Source organism: Nocardia sp. NPDC058640 (assembly GCF_042716995.1).
In the GTDB taxonomy this organism is placed as follows: Bacteria; Actinomycetota; Actinomycetes; order Mycobacteriales; family Mycobacteriaceae; genus Nocardia.
In genome coordinates this window covers 368,314-383,730 of sequence record NZ_JBHXRG010000001.1, presented here as the reverse complement: position 1 = coordinate 383,730, position 15,417 = coordinate 368,314, and the positions used below count along the sequence as shown (strand labels likewise).

20 protein-coding genes are annotated in these 15,417 nt (G+C 62.0%); 5 read left to right on the top strand and 15 right to left on the bottom strand.

Features of this window, described 5'->3' with window-relative positions:
* Positions 1-8: 8 nt before the first annotated feature.
* On the bottom strand, positions 9-1,280 hold the full coding sequence (locus tag ACFWU5_RS01945) for a helix-turn-helix domain-containing protein (RefSeq protein ID WP_379265808.1): 1,272 nt from the start codon (positions 1,278-1,280) through the stop codon (positions 9-11).
* A 186-nt stretch (positions 1,281-1,466) separates the two neighbouring features.
* Between ACFWU5_RS01945 and ACFWU5_RS01940 the strand changes: the two genes are divergently transcribed.
* Positions 1,467-1,724, top strand: a complete 258-nt coding sequence (locus tag ACFWU5_RS01940; protein WP_379265807.1) for a hypothetical protein — start codon at positions 1,467-1,469, stop codon at positions 1,722-1,724.
* 341 nt (positions 1,725-2,065) lie between these two features.
* Here the strand turns inward: ACFWU5_RS01940 and ACFWU5_RS01935 are convergent, their stop codons facing one another.
* From ACFWU5_RS01935 to ACFWU5_RS01900, 8 genes are read right to left on the bottom strand one after another with little or no spacing between them, the layout of a single operon-like run.
* The gene (locus ACFWU5_RS01935) at positions 2,066-2,587 is read right to left on the bottom strand and encodes a hypothetical protein (RefSeq protein WP_379265806.1); all 522 of its coding nucleotides are present in this window, start codon (positions 2,585-2,587) and stop codon (positions 2,066-2,068) included.
* On the bottom strand, positions 2,587-3,120 hold the full coding sequence (locus tag ACFWU5_RS01930; protein ID WP_379266200.1) for a DUF3558 family protein: 534 nt from the start codon (positions 3,118-3,120) through the stop codon (positions 2,587-2,589). The genes ACFWU5_RS01935 and ACFWU5_RS01930 overlap by 1 nt, the downstream gene beginning before the upstream one ends.
* 5 nt (positions 3,121-3,125) lie before the next feature.
* Positions 3,126-5,594 (bottom strand): WXG100 family type VII secretion target, encoded by a 2,469-nt coding sequence (locus tag ACFWU5_RS01925; protein WP_379265805.1) that lies wholly within the window; start codon positions 5,592-5,594, stop codon positions 3,126-3,128.
* A complete protein-coding gene (locus tag ACFWU5_RS01920; protein ID WP_379265804.1) occupies positions 5,591-5,899 on the bottom strand; it encodes a hypothetical protein in 309 nt (102 codons plus the stop codon). The genes ACFWU5_RS01925 and ACFWU5_RS01920 overlap by 4 nt, the downstream gene beginning before the upstream one ends.
* Before the next feature lie 44 nt (positions 5,900-5,943).
* Complete coding sequence (locus ACFWU5_RS01915; protein ID WP_379265803.1) at positions 5,944-6,570, bottom strand: DUF3558 family protein; 627 nt, start codon at positions 6,568-6,570, stop codon at positions 5,944-5,946.
* Positions 6,567-6,962, bottom strand: a complete 396-nt coding sequence (locus ACFWU5_RS01910; RefSeq protein ID WP_379265802.1) for a hypothetical protein — start codon at positions 6,960-6,962, stop codon at positions 6,567-6,569. The genes ACFWU5_RS01915 and ACFWU5_RS01910 overlap by 4 nt, the downstream gene beginning before the upstream one ends.
* A 13-nt stretch (positions 6,963-6,975) precedes the next feature.
* The gene (locus tag ACFWU5_RS01905; protein ID WP_379265801.1) at positions 6,976-7,746 is read right to left on the bottom strand and encodes a hypothetical protein; all 771 of its coding nucleotides are present in this window, start codon (positions 7,744-7,746) and stop codon (positions 6,976-6,978) included.
* Positions 7,743-9,398: a hypothetical protein gene (locus tag ACFWU5_RS01900; protein ID WP_379265800.1), complete on the bottom strand. Its 1,656-nt coding sequence runs from the start codon at positions 9,396-9,398 to the stop codon at positions 7,743-7,745. The genes ACFWU5_RS01905 and ACFWU5_RS01900 overlap by 4 nt, the downstream gene beginning before the upstream one ends.
* 312 nt (positions 9,399-9,710) lie before the next feature.
* Between ACFWU5_RS01900 and ACFWU5_RS01895 the strand changes: the two genes are divergently transcribed.
* Positions 9,711-10,292, top strand: a complete 582-nt coding sequence (locus ACFWU5_RS01895) for a GtrA family protein (RefSeq protein WP_379265799.1) — start codon at positions 9,711-9,713, stop codon at positions 10,290-10,292.
* A 52-nt stretch (positions 10,293-10,344) separates the two neighbouring features.
* Here ACFWU5_RS01895 and ACFWU5_RS01890 read toward each other — a convergent pair whose 3' ends face one another.
* The 6 genes from ACFWU5_RS01890 to ACFWU5_RS01865 all read right to left on the bottom strand — a co-directional run bounded on the left by ACFWU5_RS01890 (position 10,345) and on the right by ACFWU5_RS01865 (position 13,444).
* The gene (locus ACFWU5_RS01890) at positions 10,345-10,872 is read right to left on the bottom strand and encodes a hypothetical protein (RefSeq protein ID WP_379265798.1); all 528 of its coding nucleotides are present in this window, start codon (positions 10,870-10,872) and stop codon (positions 10,345-10,347) included.
* A gap of 120 nt (positions 10,873-10,992) precedes the next feature.
* Positions 10,993-11,355, bottom strand: a complete 363-nt coding sequence (locus ACFWU5_RS01885) for a hypothetical protein (RefSeq protein WP_379265797.1) — start codon at positions 11,353-11,355, stop codon at positions 10,993-10,995.
* 85 nt (positions 11,356-11,440) lie between these two features.
* A complete protein-coding gene (locus ACFWU5_RS01880) occupies positions 11,441-11,920 on the bottom strand; it encodes a SitI3 family protein (RefSeq protein WP_379265795.1) in 480 nt (159 codons plus the stop codon).
* Between the two features lies 1 nt (position 11,921).
* Positions 11,922-12,263: a hypothetical protein gene (locus ACFWU5_RS01875; protein WP_379265794.1), complete on the bottom strand. Its 342-nt coding sequence runs from the start codon at positions 12,261-12,263 to the stop codon at positions 11,922-11,924.
* A 243-nt stretch (positions 12,264-12,506) separates the two neighbouring features.
* The gene (locus tag ACFWU5_RS01870) at positions 12,507-13,025 is read right to left on the bottom strand and encodes a hemerythrin domain-containing protein (RefSeq protein ID WP_379265792.1); all 519 of its coding nucleotides are present in this window, start codon (positions 13,023-13,025) and stop codon (positions 12,507-12,509) included.
* 206 nt (positions 13,026-13,231) lie between these two features.
* The gene (locus ACFWU5_RS01865; protein WP_379240598.1) at positions 13,232-13,444 is read right to left on the bottom strand and encodes a hypothetical protein; all 213 of its coding nucleotides are present in this window, start codon (positions 13,442-13,444) and stop codon (positions 13,232-13,234) included.
* Between the two features lie 106 nt (positions 13,445-13,550).
* Here ACFWU5_RS01865 and ACFWU5_RS01860 point away from each other — a divergent pair, with 106 nt between their 5' ends.
* The 3 genes from ACFWU5_RS01860 to ACFWU5_RS01850 all read left to right on the top strand — a co-directional run bounded on the left by ACFWU5_RS01860 (position 13,551) and on the right by ACFWU5_RS01850 (position 15,411).
* On the top strand, positions 13,551-14,441 hold the full coding sequence (locus ACFWU5_RS01860; protein WP_379265791.1) for a hypothetical protein: 891 nt from the start codon (positions 13,551-13,553) through the stop codon (positions 14,439-14,441).
* Positions 14,442-14,624: 183 nt separating this feature from the next.
* Positions 14,625-14,795 (top strand): ATP-binding protein, encoded by a 171-nt coding sequence (locus ACFWU5_RS01855; protein WP_379240600.1) that lies wholly within the window; start codon positions 14,625-14,627, stop codon positions 14,793-14,795.
* A 28-nt stretch (positions 14,796-14,823) separates the two neighbouring features.
* Positions 14,824-15,411 carry a hypothetical protein gene (locus ACFWU5_RS01850; RefSeq protein ID WP_379265790.1) on the top strand — a complete coding sequence of 196 codons (588 nt, stop codon included), beginning with the start codon at positions 14,824-14,826 and terminating at the stop codon, positions 15,409-15,411.
* The last annotated feature ends 6 nt before the right edge of the window (positions 15,412-15,417 follow it).

The following is a 15,417-nucleotide window of genomic DNA, read 5'->3' as shown; positions in this document are numbered from 1 at the left end:
GGCGCCGTTCACGCCGGCAGGGCTTGCCGATCGAGCTGGTCGTAGTGGTCGGCGAATCCAGAGTGCTTGGCGGCGTGGAGCGCTCGAATCGGCGCCATCGCGCGCAGGGTTCGAGTCGATCCGATCGTGCCGAGAGAGTCCAGTACCGATTGTCCCGCGGCGAGCGCTCCGCGCGTATCCCCTACGGCTGCAAGGGTTGCCGCGTGCCAGGCGCGTGTGTTGGCCTCGTTGCGCACGCTCTGACCTTGTAGTGCGCGCTCGTAGTGGGTCAGCGCGGTGCGGTAGTCGCCCAGGTCGCTGTGCGCTCGTGCTTCGTGTCCGGCCAGCTCCGGTGGATCGACAAACCGCAACCAGCTCGGGCAACGGCCGAGGATCTCGGAGTCAAGGGCGGTGTCCATCGAGGCGTGCGCTGTGTTCATCGCAGTGCGGAATCCGTCGTGGTTGCCGATGTGTCCCCATGCCTGCGCCTGCCGGACCGCGATCAGCGCGTGTACCCGGCCAGGATTCCAATGCTGGGCCAAACGTTCAGCGCGACTTGCGTTCTGCAGCGCGAGATGCGGATTGCCGATGGCCTGGCGGGACAACGCGATCTCTTGGTTCGCGGCATTGAGCAGAGCGTGGACCGCGAGTTCCTCATCGCCGGAACGCATCGACATCTCGAGGGCCGTGCGGTAACAAGCGCGGGCGAGGTCGTGCTGATCGGCGTCGTAGGCCAACCAGCCCGTCGTGACAGCGAGGTTGCCGACCGCGCTGGCCGCCGCCGCGCCCGTAGCCGGATCACAGTGCGCCACATCGACTTCGCGACGAGCGCGGGTCAGCGCGGAGCTCGCCGCTTGCACCAGCCGAGCTCCGCCCTCACGCTGGTCGCGTTGTTCGAGTTCCTCTGTGTACTCGATCCACGCCCGCACCTCGGACAGTCCGATTCTCGGATGGTCGACCGTCGGGCCGCGGTCGGTCGCCGGACCGACCAGCGAGACTGCGCTCATGGTGGTCGCGATGCCGAATTGTCTACGGTTCACGTCATCCTCGCTCTCCGGGTCCAGCGCCACGAGCGCCAACTCCATGCGGTGAAGTTGATCGGCGGTGAGTCGGGCGAGCTGTGTGTCCAGCGCCGCCGCCGACGCCCCACGAACAGGCTTGGCCTCGGTTGCCCTGGACTCCCACTTGCGAACGGTGACAGCCTCGAAGCCGAGCCGCTGCGCGAACGCCGGCTGACTCTCCCGCAGCGCATCCACCCGCAGTGCCCGGATATGCGCCGCCGTCCACCTGCCGACGATCATCGTCGTCCCTTACCCTTCGCCGTCATCGATGGATCGGGTTCGTATCACCTTCGTATCGGCTCCGACACTGTCGGAAACCGGCCTCGCCCGCCACGCTGGAAGTCGTTCTCTTCCACCCTCTTCCAACGTCGTAACCCCAGGCTACGCGGGTAAACGCGAGAAGAACACGCAATCCAGGAGGCAACGATGTCCACGGTCGACCAAGCACTCGTTCTCCGCATCCTGCAATCCGGCGGACAACTCACCGACCGTGAGATCGCCGCGGGGACAGCGCTGTCCATCCGCCGGACCAGACGAGCGCTGGGCATCCTGCACTTCGACGGGCTGATCCGACGAGTCACGCACCGCGATGCGTGGGAACTGTTGCCGCGCGGCAACGCCTACACGGCGACACCGTCGGGCCGGGCGATGCTCGATGTACCTCGATCGGCGCTCGCCGGATGAAGCCCATCGCGATCGGGTACCTGCGATCTGACATCTCCGGGTCGGGGCAGAACTGGGATGAGATCCAGCTGCGTTCGCTGGCAAAGCGATTCGGCTATGACCTTGCGAAGACGATCGTGTTCGACGTACGAACCCATAACCCGATCACCCAGTTGATCGGCATTGCCCGACGAGCCGGAGCTGAAGCAGTGTTCACGCCCAGTCGACAGCATCTCGGCGCCGAGGTGCCCGGTTGGCTCGTCCAGGCTTGCGACGTGGTCACGGTCCATGACCAGGTCACGTACGCGCGATCGTATGCGGACGGCAAGAGGTCAAGCTACCCCGCGCTTGTGTTGAGCGAGCTACAGGTAGCCTTCCCACGTTTCGCGCGTCGGTCGCCCGAGATCGACCCATTTCGCATAGCCGGCAGCGGCGCGATCGTAGATCCATGTGAGCTCGGTGCCTGTTCGCCGTTGCCGAACGAAACCCATCATGTGTCGCGGAATCTTGAACCCAGACATGAAGGGCAAGTCTATGGCGGGAATTAGTTTCGCTGGATCTGCCTGCGACGGAAGTGCTACCCATATCCCTTCGAAGCTTCTACGGAAAGTCTCGCCGATAAAATAGTAGAATCGCATTCCGAGCTTATAATTCTCCTCGGAGAACGGGTTCGAACCATCGAATCGACTCATGATTTCCTGCTCGGCGATCACGAGCCCTTCGCGTGTGAACTCGAAGCCGGCCAGCTCGGGAACTTCGAATACTGTGAACTCAATTTGCAGCGCCGCGTCGTGCATCAGAAGCCAGCTTTGAAATCCCTCATCGTTCTGGGCCGTTTTGAACATAGAGGTATCGCGAATGTCTGGCTCAATTTTGTTGGGCATTAAGACTCTCCGAGTGCGGCCAGAATTTTGCTAGCCAAGTCGACGCCAGTTTCGCATGTCTCATCACCGAAGCGGCCATCGAGGAGGATTCCGAAATGATTCACCTGTACGAGTATCTTGCAAGTTCCAGGAAATTGCTTATTGTTGGCAACCGTTGACATTCTAGTGCCGATCTGACGGTCGGTGAAATTGTAATTGTCGGAGATCTTGCTTCGTTGGAAGTATTCCACGGTCATGTTTGTCGACTGTAGGTAGAATGCGGCAGAAGATGGCGGTCCACCGAGGAGGCAGCCGCTATAGCGTGCACCGGGGTCGGAAGGGGTTGCGGGGTTCGAACGCTTGGGCATTTGAATCCGTAAGCCCTCGTCGGTCAGCAACTCCTGGGGCAACCGGTCACAAGGGTCATAAGGGAGTTCGGCCGAGCTCAGCGGTAACGAGGGTGGGGTCGAAGTCGTTACTGCGGGGTCGTTGATTGTGCAGCTAGCGCTGAAGAGAAGTAGGAGGATTGGGGCTACTGTTCGACCGGCCTTCATATCTGTCACTTCCCCGCTTTCCCGCTTTCGCCGATATAAGCAGTATTCCCGGCAAGGAACTGCTTCAAGCGTTCAGGGCTTCCTGCGAAACCGTTGTCTAGATCGTTGTAGGCACCGCTGTAGTCTCTGCGGTATTGATCGGTGGTGACGGCGGGAAGCTGGCTACCACCGAATTGGTTGGCAGTATCGAGCTGCGTGCGGAAGTTCTCCCATGCCCTCCCCTGCAGTGTTTCGACGTTGGGGAATTGGACAGGTACTGGATCGGGTTCGGGATTCCATTTCTCGACAACGGACTCCATGCCCTTGTCGCGCATCTCGCCGACGATTCCGTGGACGATCGCCCCGCCGGGTAGACGTTCGACCGCCTGATCGGTGCCGCCACTGATGAGCATCGTCGCAAACTCGGCGGCCTTTTGCTTGGTTTCATAAATCTCGTTGGCATGGGTAAATTTGTCGGATGCCTCTGAGACGTCTAGGTTAGTGGCCGCGTTGTACAGTGCGTTGTCGATTCTGGCATCGAGACCACCGATCATCACCGCAGTATCCAGCGGAGTAGCGTCCTGTCCGTTCGCGATCTGTTTGATAACGGCCAGATCGAAGGTTTGTCGAGCAGTTTCCAGGTAAAGCTGTCCGTCGGGCGAGTGGGCTCCCAGGAACAATAGACGTTCGGCGTCTTCGTTGGATACGGACGCGATTCCATTCGAAATCCCTGAAGTTTCGTGATGTCCGGCGATCGAGTCGAGATTCGGTGCAAGGGTCTTGCTCAGGCCCGTTGCCAATTCGGGGTTCTTGATGAAATTCTCGGCGTTTGATTCGAATACCGACTTGCCATCCTTCGCGACGAGCATTCCGCTCTCGTCACGGGGAGCGAGCACGTCAGGAAGTTCGAGGTAGGCGTCACGGGCGAGATCGCCCAATCGACCCTGGTCATGAGTGTGCTCGCCGACCCAACTGTAGAGGCCGGACGCGGCCTTGCCCTCGTCCTCCCACTCGTGCTCGAACACGGTTGATGTGAACTTCGACGGGTCGTAATTTCCTGCGGGCTGGTATTCCGCACCACCCGCGCCGAACGACAAATCTGCTGGCAGCGGCTCGCCGGTATCGGAATTCTTGCCGGTTAAAAGTTGGTACGCCGCCTCAGGATTCGATGTCCCGAGCTCCATGTACTTCTGCGCGGTCGCATCCAAGGTGTCCTTGTCGGGCTCGCGGAAGAATCCTTCGGAGTCGATGGTTCCTTCCGGCATCGCCTGATTCCACCACTGGTTGGTCCACTGGTTGACGTGGGCATCCTTGCCGTCGACGTATGCCGCCAGGTCGGCGCCTTGACGACCGAGTTCAGTGCCGAGGGTCGTGCCGGGCTCGGTGTCTGCGTGCGACATGAGATCGGCGAGTCCGACCTTGTCCTTGAGCCGGTTCTGGAAGTCATAAGGACCCTGGGGCGCGATCTTGCCCCAGTCGCCGTCGCCGAGACGTCCCGAGACGGCGTTGCGGAGTCCTGCTGGCAACTGGTTGTAATCGCCTGCGCCGACGAGCTTCCCGTTGTCGAAACCAGTGCCGATTCGCTCGTTCGACACCATCATCATGCCGTTGGCGAGTGTGTTCTGGGCGGCCGCTGCGGCTGGCGCAGTGGATAGCCCCGGCTGGTTCTGGCTGTCGAGGTAGGTACCGAGGGACAGCAACCCGTCCTTGCCCAGGTCCTGGTACAGCGTCTTGTAATAGTCGCGCAGCTCTGCCGGGACCGCGATTTCCTTGCCGTTGGCGAGTGCTTCCTTGTCCGCATCCGACAGGGTGTTCTCGGGCATATTGGCGAGGATCTCGTTGATCGTTGCGGTGTCGTTGGTGCGCAGCGCTTCCGCGAGCGCTCTTCCGTCGTCCGCTCCGGTTTTGCCGTACTTGCTGGGATCCTGTGGGCCGAGACCGTATTCGCCGTTGGCCTTCTGGACCATGTCGACGAGTTCTTGGCCCGCGGCTTGCGCGAGTTTCAGGTCTTCGGCGATGAACTGACCGATCAAACCCTTGATTCGGGTGGTGCCTTCGACGGCGTAGGTCGCGAGTTGTTCTTCCGACATCGCGATTGTCATGCCGGGAACAGGGCCGGGGACGCCCGTTTTGCCTGCGGGGACGGTGACCGTGCCGTCGTCGGCGACGTTCAGGCCCTGGTAGAGGTAGTCGTCGGCGGCTTTGACGGCGGCGTTTCTGAAGCCGTCCATCGCGGAGCCGTGGATGCGGTAGGCGGTGGCGATGTCTTCGAGTTCGGTGGCGAGCTTGTTGCCTGCCAGGCGTTCACCGAGAGCGCGCTCGTTGGCGGCTCGTGCGGCGTCGCCCTTCCAATCATCTTGGGTCGCATCGACTTTGGTGTGTACGTCGGACATTTGCTTTTTGAAGTCGGCGACGAGGCCGTCGATGCCGCGGGCTACCGCGCTGGTGGTTGCTTCGGGGTGGAAACTGCGGAGGGCGGATAGGCCGATGGTCATGAGTACACGCCTCCGGTGGTCGTGTTGAGCAGATCGGCGAAGGCTTTGTCGGCCTCTTCGTAGTTCGCCGCGCAGCGGATCGCGGCGGCGCCCATGGCGTTGATCCGGGTGGCGACTGAGGTGAGGGCGGTTTTCACCTGGTCGATTGCGGCTGCGGAGACTGCTGCGGTGGCGGTGCCGGGCAAGTCGTCGACTCCGCAGCGGAAGGGTTCGCGGGTGTTGGTGGCTAGCAGGGCTGTGCCGATGCGGTTGAGTTCGTTGCCGAGGCCGACAAGGATTTCCTTGTTGACGGTGAGGTCTGTCATCGTTGGTCCCCCAGTGGGTGTGCTGCGGTGTGAGTTGGCATGGGTTACTTGGGCTTCGGCAGGGCGGCTTCGATGGTCCGGGCCGCTTCCTCGATGTGGTCGCAACCCATCCAGGCAGTCAGTGCGGCGCCGCTGGCTAGGGTGACGTCGATTGTGCCGTCTGGACCGACCATTGCGATGCTGCACCGCTCGCGGGTCGCGCGGCCTCTCAACTTGTAGCTGATTGCCTCGCGCCCATTGATCGACGTGGCCTGCTTGCCGACGAAGTCGTCACGTTTCCAATAGTCGTCGAGTTTTATGTTGCTGGACTGGATTTGGAAGGTCGCGACCGACAATGTGTTGGCGCGGACGGTCTCCATGCGGTCGAATTCGCACCCGATGAACGCGTAGTGATCTGCGACGAAGTCGTCTCGTCTGCGGGTATCGGCAGCAAATCCTAGTGATGTGGCGGGTTCGTCACCGATCATGAAGCACGGGTCGTAGGCCACGGTTGAACCTGATCGTGCTGGTTGGCGAGGAGCTGGAGAAACAGTAACCGCCATCGGTAGCGACGGCGTCGATGTGGTTGTCGAGTGTGGGCCGGTCGTGTCGACTTCGGCGTCAGTTGTGCACGCTGAGAGCACGGCGCAGCCGACGACGGCGAGGGCGACCGCGGTGTTTTTTGCGGTCATGACTGGCCGTCGATGCTGGTAGCGGCAAGGTTGATGCGCTTCTGATTCAAGGCGTCAATCTCAGGGAACAGGTCTGCCGCACGCAAGTAACCCTCTTGAATGTCGAGTACCCCCTCGATCGCCTGGTCGAGGACGCTTGCTCCGTCAGTGGCCTTCCGAGAAAAGCCATCCTGGAGTTCTACCGCGGACTGGAGACCACCGAAGCCCTTCGTGCTGGCCGCGCCTTCGAGCTGCTCCCTCACTGCGAGAAGGGTGTTCACGAGCAGGTCGTACTTGCCGACCATCTCGATCACAGCCTCCCGCTGGAAACTGAACTGCCCATTGCGCGCCCCTTCCAGGAACGCCGCGATCTCAGCCTGCCCATAGTCGAGGTTGGGAACTTCGGAGGTCATCGGTTGCTCTCTTTCACCGTGTCGGTACGCGGTCGAAACCGGCACGGGTGTGGAGTTCGGCGGCGAGGGTGCGCAGGTCGGTCGGTATGACGAACGTATCGTCCCGGTCGACTTGGACGAGGTAGCGTCCCGAGGCGAACTGGCCGGGGACGACGTCTATCCAGTTCAAATACTGGGCGGGCGAAGGGTATTCGGTACGAAGGCCGCGTTCGATGATCAGCTGACCTTCGGCGCTGCGTGGTTTGCGCATGAGCGTTCGGATGCGCTCGTCGACCGGGAGGCGACCGTCGGCGCCGCGGTTCCAGCTCGTTGGCTGTCCGATGCCGCGCACGCGCGGTGTGTAGCCGGTCATCGCGCCTGCTCCGCCGGCGTCGGCTGGGGGCATGGTTGCCGCGAGATGGACGGGGACCGTGTGGGGGCGCAGGGCGGAAATCTGGATGGGACCGGCGGATTCGGCGTCGGCGCAGCGTTGGAACACCACGACGCCGATCCGGCCGGAGATCACGCCGTGGGAGTGGACTTCTTGACCGTCGGCGAGAGTGCCGAAGCATCGAATGCGAGTTTCCGGGTTGGCCAGCGCCGTGAAAGCCATGCGCAGCGGGGAGTCGCCGTCGCGTGGAAACTGTTCGGAGAGAACGGCTTTCATCCGCCGGTGCTCGTCCTCGGTCATCCGAGTTTGGCAGATCCGAATCGGGTCGGGGTAGTCGAATTCGTCGTGGCCGGGTTCTTGTCGCCACAGCCAGGCGAACTGGTTGGAATCCAGGGTCCAGCTCGATGTAGTCATGGTCGTTCACGCTCCGTGGGTGCGGCCGGAGGTGGGGGAGTGGGTGTGCCCCAGCCATAGGAGGACAGCAAGTTCGCCACCTCGGGAGAGAGTCCCGCTGTTGATTGCTCGGTTGGTGGATCGGCGGCTGGAGTCGGGACGGCTCCTTCGACCGTTGCAGGCTCGGTGCTTGCGGGAACCGACTCCGCGGCAAGGGATTCGGTGTCAGGAGAAGTCGCAGGCGTCTCCGGGGCGGGTGAATTGTGAACCGGAGCAGCATGATTCACAGGCGGCGCACTGGCTACTGTTTGCGTGGACGACGGTTCAACCGGCATTGCCGAGGGAGCATCCGCGCCGACCACGGCGGGACGGCTGTCGATTCCTTCGGTCCAGTCCTCGTGGACGCGGCGCAGGTAATCGGGGCTCTGGTGCTCGTCGTCGTCGCTGCCGCCCCGTCGCTGCCCGGCACCCGGCGCCATCGGTCCCATCGGACCGTGTGCTCCCGCACGGGCACCACCAGCGGCCGCAGATCCCGCGCCGACCGAGCCCGAAGGCGACTGAGCGCTCACGCCCGGCACTGGTGCGCCGAGGTTGGGCGCGGACGCAGTGCCGCCGCCCGGTAGACCCGCGCCAGGCAGGCCTGAGCTCGGCGAACCGGAGCTCGGCAGGCCTGACGTCGGCGAACCCGCGGTACCGAGAGGGCTGGACTGCGCACTGGCAGCGGCTGTCTGCGCGGGCGACGATTCCGACGGCGACCCGCTCGAGTCAGCCGTCTGCTCGGTCGTGCCTTCTTCGGCAGTGGAAGGATTTGTCGAATCAGGTTGGGCACCCTCGGTATTCGACGGATCATCGCTGGTGGAATCGTCGTCCGAGCCTGGGGATTGGGTCGGCTGGCCGCTGCTACCGGGCGAGGTAGGTGACGGTGATCCCGAACCCGGTGCGCCGCTGTTGCCGCCTGAGGCGGACTGATCGCTACCGGCCAACGCGTCCGACACGAGGGGATAGGACGGAACGCCCGAACCGTTCGGCGGATACGACGGCGTGTAGATCTGCTCCATCGCCGCACGTGTCGCGGCCAGCACTTGATCTTGCTCGGTGCGCTGATTGGTCGCGGTCGTCGGGTTGACCAGGCCCGGAATGATCGACGACCGCGGGTCGTCAGGATTCAATCTTGTGACCGGCGCGATAGGAGGTTGGACCGCCGCTCGCACGGCCTCAGCGGCGCAGGCCAACCCCTCGACCCGCGTTCCGACCGCCCCGAAGACCTGACCGATCACATCGATGACCTTCGCCATCCGCTGCGAAGCGGCCCGCGCCGCGTCACCGCTGGACCCCGACCATTCGCCATTGCCCAGCAGGCGAGCCAAGTCCGTCACGTTTGCTTGGGCTGCGGTGGTGAGCTCGGTCGATGCCTTCTTCCATACCGTGCCCAGGGTTTGCAGGCCGGCCACATCCATGCCGGTGGTGCCGTGCACAGCGTCATAGATCGCCTGGTGTGACATCGTCTGGAACTGCTCGGGAGTCTTCGAGTAATCCGGGTCGGTGCTGGTGCCCTGCCCGGACAGCGCGGCTTCGATCGCCTGTGAACGCGACCGGACTCCGTCCAGTTTGCCCAGCTCCGCGGCCGTTACCGCTGACCCCACCTGCAGGATCACTTCAATGGGCGAAGACATCGCCACCCCCTCGTCGTTGTCCTCGGGCAGCCTACCGAGGTTCTCTCAACGGTCGGGCTGCTCTGCCGGAAGCATCGGCCTGACCGGGGCAAACCTGCCTCGTCAGACCGCTGCCGTTCGATCCTGAAACGCCTCTCGATCTCTTAGACGCGAGCGGGGGTGATTCGGTTCCATGATTTCTTCGCGATCGACACCGTCGACTGCGCCGCGGCGTGGATGTACCCGAAGGGTTGTGTATACGTATACATCTACGTATAGTCACAAGGGTCGTCAGGCAGCACTGCCCAATCCGCACGCTCGATCGGAACGAACATGACCGCGCCGCAGATCATCCATCCGGGAATGCTTCCCACCAGCGCCTTCGCGGCGTGGATTCCCGTGCCGCGCAATGATTTCGGCCGCGCGCTGCACTACCTGCGCAGCGACCACCCCTTCGCCCAACTGATCCGGTTCGCCCTGGTCGGCGGTGCCAGCAACATCGCCTACGTGCTGCTGTTCATGACCATGCACGGCAGCGGACCGCTGGTCGCCAACGTCGCCGGATCGATGGTGAGCACGGTGATCGCGAACGAACTGCACCGCCAACTCACCTTCCGGGCGGGCGATCGCGTCGGCGGGTTCACCGCGCAGTGGGAGGGTGGCGGGCTGGCGTTGCTCGGACTCGGGATCAGCACGGGGGCGCTGGCTGGACTGGATGTGGTGGCACCGAACCTCGGTGGGGCCGTGCAGGCGGGCGCCGTACTTGCGATCATGGCGGTGGTCGGCGGACTGCGCTTCCTGGCGCTACGCAGTTTCGTCTTCGGCTCGACTGCTCCCCAGTGCGACCCGGCGATGATCGCGACCAACGCCTACGCAGCGCCCGTCCCCACGACGCTGTCCCTCAACCCGGAATAGGATCGGCGACCAATGGTCGGGTCAGGTAATTCACCAGGCTCTCGCCCGGATATCATGAAGGCAGTTTTTCAATGCTTTGCAGGAGGCCCCAGCTAAATCCCGCACCGTAGCGTGCGCCATCTGCTGCCGTAAACAGAATTTCCTCGTACGGTGGTATGGAGTCGCCAGCTTCCATCTCCGCGAAGGATACGGCGACCTCGTCCATCGTGCAGCTCCATATGGGTATCGATAACGGGTTGACAAGGGTCAGTGGTGCCGCTGATTCGACTCGCCGAAACCGTCCGGTGTGCCAGTATCCGGCATGTCCCACGGCCGAAAATTCTAAATCGGGCCAAATAATCGACCGATACGAAACTGCTGGGTACTCGGCCTCTGGGACGTCCACCCCTAGGAGGTTTCCAAGCTTTGAGAATTGATCGGGACTAAAATTCAACTGGTCGCTAATGTGCTTTCCGACCGCTTGTGCCTGCTCGATCGTGAGGTCGAACTGCTCGACTGTAGCGATCTTCCGATCTATTGGACAGGTCATGCCCATTAGGAGAAAAAGGTCGAAATCCAAATGCAAACTGCCACTACTCACTGCTGGTCCTTCCGTTGTTGCCGCATCGGGTTCGAACTTAATCGCTAAGTATCAGTCATCCGTCAGCACTATAAGCGCTACTTCGCCGGTCGCTCTGCATATGGTAATCAGTTCATGGAATTAGATGTGGAGATCCCCGTAGTCGTTTATCGCTGTTGGATCAAGTCTCTTGAGAGTGTAAACAGAGTCGCTTCGTGCAATTACATTGACGACCGCGTCTTCTAAGTCATTCGCTAGTGCAGGCGGCGTGGCTCCGCAATTTTGTCGCCACCGATCAAATATATCCGCCGCAACGGAGGCGTCTATCGCATCAAACGACGACGGCGAGATGCTGGAAATCCAATAGGGGCCGTGCCGGATTCCACCAGGGTCGATGCCACCTCCTGCGTAGTCATCTCGATATTCGTCGGTGGCGAGAACATTCGAGATGATCTCCTCGTCTGCGGCATCAGGGTGAGAGATCTTGAACGTTCTCACATCCACCCAGTGGAATTTGTGATTACCGTCGGATCCGAAATTGTAATCGCGAAAGTTTATGAATCGAAGGCCGAGATATTCCAGTGGGTTGTTATTCAAAGGTCAGGTTCTTTCGAGTATAGGGCGTCGGTAACGTGGGTAATCGGGTATCAGTCCAGATGTAGTCGGACTCGCTGATCGTCAGGTCGCCCCCGCGTCGGAAGGCCCAAACGTCTCCCGATTCCATGAAATACAGAATGAAGTCGCCAGATTCTTGTCGAAGGATTTCCGCTGCTAAGGAGGCGATGTCATCGCCCTGTCGGGTAAGTGAGCTGGTCTTGTCCAGCCTGAAGTACACCGTCACTGTCGGAAGGAAGCCGAACTCCTCCTCGATTAGATCTCCCCACGCTGGCGACGTGTGTTGCTTGACGCTAACGTGCATTCCCTGGCTGGACTTTACGCCCGATCCCAATAGCCGATCCACGTCTGAATTCGGAAAGATGTTCTTATTCACGCCAATTGTGTCAACCAGCTCGGCTGTCATCGCCGGGGTGTTCGCCGTTGCGATTGCGATAATGTAGTCAAGCGCCATCTTAGAAACTCCTTGCCGGGCGCAGGTATGGATCGACTCCGGGCACGTGGATTGGAGTGAGGATCGTGTCTGGGTGGACGACCGTGACGCGGGGGTTGATGAAGTCGAACTCGCGATCGAACGGAAAGCTCCACCGGACGGCCTGGATGGGCATCTGCTGTTGGACGAACAGGTAGTACGCCGCGTGCGGTGTGTCGTCGCGATACGTCGGAGGGAGGTTCTTCCAACATACGTCGGCGATCCCGCTGGATGAATTCAATTCGGCCGCTTCGGTTCCCGGGAAAACGACGACAATGCGATCCCATTCGTCCTTCAGGCCGGCGGCCCTTGTCACATCTCGCATGGACACCGGCTCGTGCCCCAACGCAACTGTGCGCGCGGCTCGATGGAGCCACGCGCCGTCGCCGAGCGGTTGTTGCGACGACCGGAAATCGAACGTTGCCGCGCAGTTCTCGATTGGTTCCGGCTGATTCGACCCGCATCCCGAGATCAGTGCCGAGAAGAGCAGGACCGATCCGGCGGTCAGCCTGCGACCAAGACCCCGACCTGCGACAGTAGATGCCACGTGCACGATCCGACTCCTCGTCTACGAGATCACCAGGCGCAGTGGGCCGGGCACCGTGGACAGTACCCGGCGGCGCCGTTCGCCCTCCACGTCGCGCAGCAGCCACGAATAGTACGACCGAAGACCGCGTAAACCTATGCGGCGGCGCATCTCTCGGTCCAGCAGGGACCATTCCCGATCGTTGATCAACGGCAGTGTTTCCTGCTCTTCGTGCTCCAGGTGGTTGTGCAGCAGCTCCGACAAGGCCACCAGCGTCGGTCGCGCGGCTTCCGGTCCTGCGGTGTCGAAGGCCCGATTCGCTTGGGCCAGTAGGGGATCGATGCGGTCGTGTTCGGCGGCCATCGCCTCGACCAGCTGCGCGTCCACGCCTCGGCGGCGCAGGCTCGGCCAGAGCACGACGTCCTCCGCGGTGTGGTGGACCGACAGTTGGGTTCGGAACTGCGTCCAGCGTTCATGATCCGGGGTGGTGGACAGGGCGCGGAGGTCGCGCCGGAACGCATCGTGTGCTGCGTACATCATGGTCATATCGCGTTCGGACATCTGCCTGGCCCTTCGTCGTGCGGGGTGATCCGCGTCTTGGATCAATTACATCCGCGTGGGAGGAGGCAGAACATCGTTCATTCGCCCACAGACATGCGTGAGCGTCTCTGGGCATGAGTTGACTGTCGTCAGCGGGTAGGCGGCACCGAAATACCGCGCGCAAGAGGGCATTCTTCGACAAGCTGGTGCTGCCGACGACCTGAGAATCAGGGGAGGTGGCGAGGGTCGACTTCGACAGGACGTTCGCTTCTCCATTGTCGGACAGTGGTGACCGTTTCGACATCGAACGATTCGGCAGCGTCGCGGACTGTCGCGACGACCTGATCGAGTCGGCGAACCTGGGTGAACAGGCCGGGTACCTCGGGAACCGAGATGGCCCACCATCCACCGCTGCGGGAGGCGTGTGCGGTGACGTCCATAGGGTTAACCCTACGTTCGGCAACCGCAAGCGTGGCGTGCTGTGAGTTTTGCGGTGGGGGATTTGCCTGATTCGAACGGCTGTTCGAAAATTGATAGTCTCGCCGCATGATCAGCTCATCGCATGAGGCGATGCACGGGATCTTCACCTACGACGCGGCCGCAGTCGGACGCGCCTTCCGTGTGCTCCGTCTTCCGTTCCCCGATCCCATTGCCGTGGAACAGATTTCGGTCGATCTCACTACGACGGCACCGGTCGAGCGGCGTGCGGACACGATCTTGCGGGTCACGACCGCGGAGGACGAGTTCCTGCTGATCGTCGAAGCGCAGTCGTGCAGGGATCTCACCAGGATCGCCGCGTGGTCGTATTACGTGACGTTCCTGCACAACAAGTACGAGCTGCCGGTGGTGTTGGTGGTGGTCTGCCATGACAAAGAGACCGCCGCGTGGGCGAGTAAGCCATTGACGCTGACCTACCGGGGCTGGACGACCTTCACCTTGCAGCCGATGGTTCTCGGGCCGCACAACGTGCCCGCGATCACTGACCCCGCGGAGGTGCTCGCCGACCTGCCGCTGGCCGCGCTGTCAGCGATTACTCATGCCCGCGAGCCGGAGATCAATGCGATACTGGAAGCGATCATCGTGGCTTTCCGGAGACGGGGGTCCGATGATGAGACCGAGTTCTACGCCGAACTGATCGAACAGGGAATCTCGCACACCGACGCTGCCCAACTCTGGAGGGACAAAATGGACATGGATCTGGCGTTCTTCCGGTCGGAGTCTGCGCAGCGGTTGCGGGCTCAGGGGCGTGAGCAGGGTCGTGCGGAGGTGCGAGTCGAGGAAGCTGCGCACGCTGTGGTGACCGTGCTGACCGGCCGTGGAATCGAGCTTTCCGTCGCCCAGCGCACAGTGCTTGCCGAAACTGTCGACGTCGATCAGCTTCATGCATGGCTGCTGCAGGCCGTGACCGCGACTTGCGCGGGCGAACTGTTCGACTGACGATCGGCCGTCATAGGGTGCCAACCCGCGATGATCACACCCCCGTCTGCATCCGAGGATCCTCGGTGGGGTCGGAGTATTGCGGTGGGCAGCCGTCGGTGATGGCTTCGGGGCGCAGTTCGTAGTGCCAGGGTTCGTTGTCGTAGATCTGGCACAGGCCGTAGGTGGCGCGGCACCGAACGCGTGCGTACCCACCACACCGGCGACGGACTCGGCCTGGCCATCGTCAACAGCATCACCCGAGCCCACGACGGAACTCTCACCTTGACCCCGCGCGAGGGTGGGGGGTTGCGGGTGACTGTGCGACTGCCGTCCGGCGGGGCTTTCCTGCGCAACACTGAAATGATCCGCTGAGCGGGCGCCTTGCCTCCACAATGGGTACATGAATTCCGTTGTGCAGCAGTTGATTACCGTGGCTGGGGTCCTTCTAGGGGCGGGGGCGACGTTCGCGGGGGCGGCGTTGACCGAGCGGTCGAAGTGGCGGCGTTCGCAGCGTAGTCGGTGGGATGATCGGCGGCTGGTGGCGTATAGCGAGTTCGCTCATGCGCTGAAGCACTTCTCGGTGGTGTCTCAGCGGATGGCGGCGGCGAGGGGTTTTCCTCATGCGGGACAACCGATTTCAGCTGAGGATGGTGCGTTGCTGCTGGCTGACGCGGATTCCGAGAAGACGTTGAAGTGGGAGATGGTGCTACTGCTCGGGTCACCGGAAGCGGTTGCGGCGGCGCGGGTTTGGAACAAGGCCGTATGGGAGCTGAGTCTGGTCGCGCTGGGTGAGGAGATGAGCCATGCCGACTACCTCAGCGCTTACGAGGGGACTGGTCACAAGCGGAACGCCTTTTACGAATGCGCCCGCAAAGACCTCGGGGTTCGGAGTGGGGAGCTGCCGTTCGGTGATGGACCGTGGTTGCTGCGGAGTGTGCAGTTGACGCCTGGAGATGTTGATGTTCCAGCGACAACAGGGCCGCTGTGAGGATCC

Coding starts and splice junctions, on each gene's coding strand:
- ACFWU5_RS01945 (WP_379265808.1), bottom strand. CDS start 1,280: ATGATCGTCGGCAGGTGGACGGCGGCGCATATCCGGGCACTGCGGGTG.
- ACFWU5_RS01940 (WP_379265807.1), top strand. CDS start 1,467: ATGTCCACGGTCGACCAAGCACTCGTTCTCCGCATCCTGCAATCCGGC.
- ACFWU5_RS01935 (WP_379265806.1), bottom strand. CDS start 2,587: ATGCCCAACAAAATTGAGCCAGACATTCGCGATACCTCTATGTTCAAA.
- ACFWU5_RS01930 (WP_379266200.1), bottom strand. CDS start 3,120: ATGAAGGCCGGTCGAACAGTAGCCCCAATCCTCCTACTTCTCTTCAGC.
- ACFWU5_RS01925 (WP_379265805.1), bottom strand. CDS start 5,594: ATGACCATCGGCCTATCCGCCCTCCGCAGTTTCCACCCCGAAGCAACC.
- ACFWU5_RS01920 (WP_379265804.1), bottom strand. CDS start 5,899: ATGACAGACCTCACCGTCAACAAGGAAATCCTTGTCGGCCTCGGCAAC.
- ACFWU5_RS01915 (WP_379265803.1), bottom strand. CDS start 6,570: ATGACCGCAAAAAACACCGCGGTCGCCCTCGCCGTCGTCGGCTGCGCC.
- ACFWU5_RS01910 (WP_379265802.1), bottom strand. CDS start 6,962: ATGACCTCCGAAGTTCCCAACCTCGACTATGGGCAGGCTGAGATCGCG.
- ACFWU5_RS01905 (WP_379265801.1), bottom strand. CDS start 7,746: ATGACTACATCGAGCTGGACCCTGGATTCCAACCAGTTCGCCTGGCTG.
- ACFWU5_RS01900 (WP_379265800.1), bottom strand. CDS start 9,398: ATGTCTTCGCCCATTGAAGTGATCCTGCAGGTGGGGTCAGCGGTAACG.
- ACFWU5_RS01895 (WP_379265799.1), top strand. CDS start 9,711: ATGACCGCGCCGCAGATCATCCATCCGGGAATGCTTCCCACCAGCGCC.
- ACFWU5_RS01880 (WP_379265795.1), bottom strand. CDS start 11,920: ATGGCGCTTGACTACATTATCGCAATCGCAACGGCGAACACCCCGGCG.
- ACFWU5_RS01875 (WP_379265794.1), bottom strand. CDS start 12,263: ATGCGAGATGTGACAAGGGCCGCCGGCCTGAAGGACGAATGGGATCGC.
- ACFWU5_RS01870 (WP_379265792.1), bottom strand. CDS start 13,025: ATGTCCGAACGCGATATGACCATGATGTACGCAGCACACGATGCGTTC.
- ACFWU5_RS01865 (WP_379240598.1), bottom strand. CDS start 13,444: ATGGACGTCACCGCACACGCCTCCCGCAGCGGTGGATGGTGGGCCATC.
- ACFWU5_RS01860 (WP_379265791.1), top strand. CDS start 13,551: ATGATCAGCTCATCGCATGAGGCGATGCACGGGATCTTCACCTACGAC.
- ACFWU5_RS01850 (WP_379265790.1), top strand. CDS start 14,824: ATGAATTCCGTTGTGCAGCAGTTGATTACCGTGGCTGGGGTCCTTCTA.